Annotated in this window: 6 protein-coding genes and 1 pseudogene; 3 read left to right on the forward strand and 4 right to left on the reverse strand. The window is 70.8% G+C overall.

Features of this window, described 5'->3' with window-relative positions; genetic code table 11:
* The 4 genes from VGD32_RS11460 to VGD32_RS11475 form a co-directional block, all read right to left on the reverse strand.
* Window positions 1-696: MotE family protein (locus VGD32_RS11460; RefSeq protein WP_331032016.1), on the reverse strand; the 696-nt coding region annotated here is incomplete at its 3' end.
* A gap of 34 nt (window positions 697-730) precedes the next feature.
* Entirely contained in the window at window positions 731-1,285 is a 555-nt protein-coding gene (locus tag VGD32_RS11465; protein WP_331032017.1) for a DUF6468 domain-containing protein, read from the reverse strand.
* Window positions 1,285-2,307, reverse strand: a complete 1,023-nt coding sequence (gene fliM, locus VGD32_RS11470; RefSeq protein ID WP_331032021.1) for a flagellar motor switch protein FliM — start codon at window positions 2,305-2,307, stop codon at window positions 1,285-1,287. Before fliM ends, VGD32_RS11465 begins: the two co-directional genes overlap by 1 nt.
* A 46-nt stretch (window positions 2,308-2,353) precedes the next feature.
* Window positions 2,354-2,995: a flagellar basal body-associated FliL family protein gene (locus VGD32_RS11475; protein WP_331032018.1), complete on the reverse strand. Its 642-nt coding sequence runs from the start codon at window positions 2,993-2,995 to the stop codon at window positions 2,354-2,356.
* 176 nt (window positions 2,996-3,171) lie between these two features.
* On the opposite strand from VGD32_RS11475, the gene flgF reads away from it, so the two are divergent.
* The 3 genes and pseudogenes from flgF to VGD32_RS11490 all read left to right on the forward strand — a co-directional run.
* Window positions 3,172-3,909, forward strand: a complete 738-nt coding sequence (flgF, locus tag VGD32_RS11480) for a flagellar basal-body rod protein FlgF (protein WP_331032019.1) — start codon at window positions 3,172-3,174, stop codon at window positions 3,907-3,909.
* A 12-nt stretch (window positions 3,910-3,921) separates the two neighbouring features.
* Entirely contained in the window at window positions 3,922-4,710 is a 789-nt protein-coding gene (flgG, locus tag VGD32_RS11485; protein WP_331032020.1) for a flagellar basal-body rod protein FlgG, read from the forward strand.
* Window positions 4,707-4,990 (forward strand): annotated as a pseudogene (locus tag VGD32_RS11490) (flagella basal body P-ring formation protein FlgA); the annotation flags it as partial. The gene flgG and the pseudogene VGD32_RS11490, both read left to right, overlap by 4 nt.

A 4,990-nucleotide genomic window follows, 5' to 3' on the forward strand; every position in this document is an offset into this window, starting at 1 on the left:
CGGGGCGGCCGCTTCGGCGGTCTGGACCGGCGCCGGCGCGGCCACGGCGGGACCTTCGGCGGCGGCCGCGGCGCGGGCGGCGAGCTGGCGCTGGGCCGCAAAGCGGCCGGCCAGCTTCTCGGTCAGCTCACGGGCGGCCGCGGGCTCCATCTGGGCCATGACGGCGGCCAGGGAGCGCGGGCGCATGGCGGCGGCGACCGGCAGGCGCACGTCGTCGTCGAGGGTGGCGAAGACCCGGGCCGCCTCGCGCGGGCGCATGGCGGAATAGACGGCGACCAGACGGTCGACCTCGGCCTTCTCGCGCTCGCCGACCTGGCCCAGCAGGGCCTGGACCTCGGCCTTGACGGCGGCCAGGGCGGCGACCTTGGCGTCCAGTTTCTGCTCGGCGGCGGTCATCAGCGGCAGCATCGAGGCGAGGTCGGCGTCGCGGGCGTCCAGCTCGGTGCGGCGGGCGGACAGCGACTGGATGATGCGCAGCTCGGCCGGCGAGATGCCCGCCTGCTGGGCGAGCTGTTCCGGCGTCAGGGCGCAGATGGCGGCGGCGGGGGCGGCCGGGGCGGCGGCCGCGGGCACGGCCTCCTCGGCCCAGGCGCGGGCGCCCTCGAACAGGCCCGGGGCGACGCCCACGGCGCGGACGGCGACCACCCCGCCGATGGCGACGGCGATCAGAGGCAGCAGGCGGGGGATCTTGCTCATGATCGGCTACTCGGAGGGATGGGGGCGGCCCGGATCAGGCGGCGAACAGGTCTTCGTCGAGACTGCGGCGGGCGCGGTTGAGGCTTTGCTTCGCGGATTGGTTAGCGGTCATGGCCCCGAGGATGGCGGCGACATTGCCGCCGCCGGGCGCCCGCGCCTTCGAGGGGGCGGCGAGGCCCTGGATGCGCTCGGCGAGGGCGGCCATGCGGGCGGCGCGTTCGTCGTCCTGCGGAACCGCCGGGGCGGGGGCCGGGGCGGCGGCGCGGACGGGCGGCGCCTCCCGGACCGGCTCCGCGGCGGGAACGGGGGCGGCGACGGAGCCGCGGGTGATCAGCGTCTCCAGCTGGGCCTTGACCTCGCGCGCCTTGACGATGCGGTCGTGCAACAGGTCCGTCTCCTGCCCCGAGGCGCGCAGCGAGGCCAGGGCGGCCTCGGCCCGGCCGGCCGCGGCGTTGAGGTCGGTGACGGCCGAGGCGAAGGCCTGCTGGCCCTCGCGCAGGGCGGTCAGCTTGCGCTCCAGCCGCACGCCGTAGCCGAGGGCGGCGACCAGCAGCAGCATCAGCACGCCGTCCAGGATCATACCGGTCATCAGCGTCTTCCCTTCGCGAGGCTGGAGGCGGTCTCGACGTCGATCGGCGCCTCGACCCGCACGGCGATATGCTGGCCCTTGCGGCCCATGCGGCCGGTGGTCAGCGGGATCGAGCCGGCGCGGATCGAGATGTCCGAGTCCGGGGTGGCGTTGAGCATCAGGGTGTCGCCGACCTTGAAGTTGAGCACCTGCGACAGGGGCAGCTGCTGCTCGTCGAGCACGGCGCGGACCTCGGTGCCGGTGGTCCAGAGCTCGGTGGCCAGGTGGCCTTCCCAGATGTTGTCGCGGCCGAATGTCTCGCCCATGAACTGCTGCAGCAGCATCTTCCGGATGGGCTCCAGGGTGGCGTAGGGCAGCAGCAGTTCGATGCGCCCGCCGCGATCCTCCATGTCGATGCGCAGCTTGACCAGGATCGCCGCATTGGCGGGACGCGCGATGGCGGCGAAGCGCGGATTGGTCTCGAGGCGGTCGAGGTTGAAGTGGACCGGGGTCAGCGGCTCGAAGGCGGCGCGGGCGTCGGCCAGCACGACCTCGACCATGCGCTGCACCAGCACCCGCTCGATGGTGGTGTAGGGCCGGCCCTCGATGCGCAGGGCGGCCGTGCCCCGACGTCCGCCCAGCAGCACGTCGACGATGGAGTAGATCAGGTTGGAGTCGACCGTCAGCAGGCCGTAGTTGTCCAGCTCCTCGGCCCGGAACACGGCGAGGATGGCCGGCAGGGGGATGGAGTTCAGATAGTCGCCGAAGCGGATCGACGAGATATTGTCGAGGCTGACCTCGACGTTGTCCGAGGTGAAGTTGCGCAGCGAGGTGGTCATCAGCCGCACGAGGCGGTCGAAGACGATCTCGAGCATCGGCAGGCGCTCGTACGAGACGAGGGCCGAATTGATGATGGCGCGGATGCCGGAGCGCTCAGAACCGTCGTCGTCGCCGAGATCGAAGCCCAGCAGGCTGTCGATCTCGTCCTGGTTCAGCACGCGCTCGGACAGGACGGCCGCCTCGGCGTCGGCGAGCGGGTCCATTTCGGCCAGCGGATCCGGACTGTCGGCGAAGGCCGCGTCGGTCATGCTAGTTCACCAGCATTTCTTCGATCAGCACGGCGTCGACCTTGCCGGGCGCGGCGATCAGGTTGACCCGGCGGAGGATCTCGGCGCGCAGCTGGAAGCTGCCGGCCGAGCCGGCGAGGTCCTCGGGCCGCAACTCGCGCAGGAAGCTCTGGAACATGTCCTGCATCCGCGGCATCTCGGCCTGCAGGTGCTCGGCCAGGGCGGCGTCGTGCATCTCCAGCGTCAGCTTGAGCTTGAGGAAGGTGGGCCGCCCGTCGGCCGCCTGGATGTTCACCACCATGTCCGGCAGGGTGTAGAAGGTGACGCCGTCGGGCCCCTCGGCGATCACGCCCAGGGCCGGGTCGGCCTCGCCGGAGGCGGCGCCGTGGCCCCCGCCCTTCTTCTCCGCCTTGCCGTGGCCGCCCTTCTTCTCCGGCGCATGACCGCCGTCGGCCGCCTCGGCCTTGGGCTGCATCAGGAAGAAGGCCGCGCCCCCGCCCCCGCCCACGACCAGCAGGGCGGCGGGAATGACGATGAACAGCAGCGGCAGCTTCTTCTTCTTCGGCGCGGCCGGCTCGCCGTCGACGGTTTCCCCGTCGGTGACCGCCGGAAGGTTGGCGTCATCGCTCGCCGCCGCACCCTTCTTCTTGCCGAACTTGAACATGCCACGCGCCCCGAGAATCTCTCGATCCATTCGAGACGTTTTTGGTTAACGAGGCGCTAAGAACCGGCAAATCCTGCCGGGTTCCGACAGGAGCTTTGCGGCTGAAACCCCCGCCCCGCCTGAATTAGCCCTGCTGGCACGACCGTTGCGAAGGACCGGGGCGAAAGGAGCCGCCCGTGGAAAACGCCGCCTATGTCGGACTGTCACGCCAGATGACGCTGCGCCGCGAGCTCGACATCGTGGCCAACAACATCGCCAATGCGGACACGACCGGCTTCAAGGTCGAACAGCTGCTGCTCGGCGAGGAGGTCGGCGAGCGGGCCCGCAACGCCTTCGTCCGCCCCGGCGTCAGTTTCGTCATGGATGACGGCGTCGGCCGCGACTACGGCCAGGGCGCGCTGGAGCAGACCGGCCGCACCCTCGACTTCGCCATCGAGGGCGAAGGCGCCTTCTTCGCCCTGAAGGACGGGAACGGCGACGCCTACACCCGCGACGGAGCCTTCACCCTCGACCCGGAGGGCCGGCTGACCACCCAGGGCGGCGCGGCGGTCCAGGGCGACGGCGGCGACATCATCCTCGACCCCCTGCTCGGCCAGCCCGCCGTGGCCGCCGACGGCACGATCAGCCAGAACGGCCAGCCGGTGGGACGCCTCAGCGTGGTCCGGTTCGAGACCCTCGCGGTGCTCGAGAAGGGCGGCGACGGCCTTTACCGCAACGCCTCCAACGCCGCCCCGGTCGCGGCCAACGACGTGCAGGTGCGCCAGGCGATGCTGGAGGGCTCCAACGTCAATCCGATCCTCGAGATCACCAATCTGATCGAGATCCAGCGCGCCTACGAGAGCGTGACGCGGATGATCGAGAACACCAACGACCTGTCCCGCCGCGCCGTCGAGCGCCTCGGGCGGGCCGCGTAAGGAGAACGGGACATGAGAGCGCTCAGAACCGCCGCCTCGGGCATGGCCGCCCAGCAGCTGAACGTGGAGGTCATCTCCAACAACATCGCCAACATGAACACGGTCGGCTTCAAGCGGCAGCGGGCCGAGTTCCAGGACCTGCTGTACCAGAACGTCGAGCGGATGGGCGCGCAGTCGTCCAGCCAGGGCACGGTGGTGCCGACCGGCATCCAGATCGGCGCGGGCGTCAAGGCCGGCTCGGTCTACCGGGTCACCGAACAGGGCAGCCCGTCGCAGACCGGCAATCGCTACGACGTCGCGGTCGACGGGCGCGGCTATTTCCAGATCCTGATGCCGTCGGGCGAGACCGCCTTCACCCGCGCCGGCAACTTCTCCCTGAACGGCGAGGGTCAGCTGGTCACCGACGACGGCTATGCGGTGCAGCCGAACATCTCGATCCCCCAGGACGCCATCGACGTCTCGATTTCCAAGTCGGGCCAGGTCCAGGTCATCACCCAGGGTGAAACCGAGCCCCAGGTCGTCGGGCAGATCGAACTGGCCACCTTCTTCAACGAGGCGGGGCTGGAAGCCATTGGCGACAACCTGCTGCTGGAGACCGCGGCCTCCGGCCCGGCCAACGTCGGCACGCCCGGCGAGGTCGGCTTCGGCGATCTGCTGCAGGGCTATACCGAGGCGTCCAACGTCGACGCCGTGGCCGAGATCAGCGCCCTGATCATCGCCCAGCGGGCCTATGAGATGAACTCCAAGGTCATCACCACCGCCGACCAGATGCTGTCGGTCGCCGGGCAGGTGAAGTCATGAGAACCCTGATCCTCGCCGCCGCGGCCCTGCTCGTGGCCGGGCCCGCCCTCGCCGGCCCGGTGACGCTCAAGGCCAACCCCGTCGACGTGGACGGCCAGGTCACCTTCGGCGACGTGTTCGACGGCGCGGGATCGGCCGCCGGGATCGTGATCGGCGACCGGTCGGGGCCCTCGGTGGTGTTCGAGGCCGGATCGCTACAGGCGCTGGCGCGCCAGGCGGGCCTCAGCTGGGCAAATCCGACCGGGCTGCGCCGGGTCGTGGTGCGCCACGCCGCCGTCGC

It is taken from the genome of Brevundimonas sp., assembly GCF_036402095.1.
Lineage (GTDB): Bacteria > Pseudomonadota > Alphaproteobacteria > Caulobacterales > Caulobacteraceae > Brevundimonas.